This is a genomic window from Mesorhizobium sp. M0293 (assembly GCF_040321735.1).
GTDB lineage: Bacteria > Pseudomonadota > Alphaproteobacteria > Rhizobiales > Rhizobiaceae > Mesorhizobium.
The window spans coordinates 1-1,253 of sequence record NZ_JAMYSA010000283.1; the positions used below are offsets into that span (position 1 = coordinate 1).

Genomic DNA, 1,253 nt, shown 5'->3' on the forward strand with positions numbered 1-1,253 from the left:
ACACGCTCGGCTGGCCCGACAGGTCCAGCCGAAGCGCCAGGGTGTTGACGAAGAAGCCGATCAACTCTTCGATCTCGCGCCGGCCTCGATTGGCGCTCGGCACGCCGATCACAAGGTCCTCCTGCCCCGACAGACGCGACAGCACCGCCGCCCAGGCCGCCAGCACCGTCATGAACAACGTCGTGCCATGCTGCCGGCTCAGCCGCTTCAGACCCAGCGTCAGATCCGCATCGATGACGATCGGCACACTGGCGCCGGCAAACGACTGCTGGGCCGGCCGCACGCGGTCCGTCGGCAAGACAAGACGGGCCGGGGCCCCTGAGAGGGCGTTGCGCCAATACTGCGCCTGGCTCTGCAGCCGTTCCCCCGACAGCCACCGCCGTTGCCAGGCGGCATAATCCGGGTACTGGATCGCCAGCGGCGGCAAAGGATCGTCCTGTCCAGCCTCGAACGCCCGGTAAAGCTGACTGAGTTCACGCACCAGAACGCCCATCGACCAGCCGTCCGAGACGATGTGATGCTGGGTGAGCAGGAAGACGTGCTCCTCATCCGACATCCGGATCAGACGCCCGCGGATCAGCGGCCCGCGCGCAACATCGAGCGGCGTGCGCGCCTCTTCATGGCACAGATCCAAAAGCGCAGCCTCAGCATCCGGCCTGTCCCGCAGATCGTGCTCGGCCACCGGCAGTCCCGCAGCCGGCGGCAGAACCTCAACCCAGGGCTTGCCCTCCGGTGCGACAAAGACGCTGCGCAGCGCCTCATGACGCGCAAACAGACGGTCAAGGCTGCGCTGCCAGGCGCCGCGGTCGAGCACACCACGCAGCCGCAAGGCCAGTGGAATGTGATAGTTCGTGCTGCCCTCGTCCAGCTGCGCCAAAAACCATATCCGCTGCTGCGCAAACGACAGCACAAGCGGCTCATTGCGCGACACCGTCGCAATCGCCGGCAGGTCTTGCGGACCGGAGCGGCTCAACACCTCGACGATGCTTTCGGCCAGATCGGCAAGCACCGGTCTGGCGAACAGCCTCGTCAGCGGCAGTTCGACCCCAACAGCCCGCGACAGCCGGCTCGAGAGCTGCACCGCCAGGAGCGAGTGGCCACCCAGCTCGAAGAAGTGGTCGTGGCGCCCGATGCGCTCGACCCCGAGAAGCTCCGTCCAGATCTGCGCCAGCGCCATCTCGATCGCGCCGCGCGGCGCCTCATAGGCCGCCCGCGCATAGGCGTCGTCGTCGGGAACAGGCAGCGCCTTGCGG

The 1,253-nt window shown here is 67.3% G+C and carries 1 protein-coding gene; it reads right to left on the minus strand.

Translation table 11 applies throughout. The features are described 5' to 3' along the window. The coding region (locus NKJ06_RS35460) for a condensation domain-containing protein (RefSeq protein WP_352812584.1) at positions 1 to 1,253 on the minus strand (1,253 nt) is incomplete at both ends.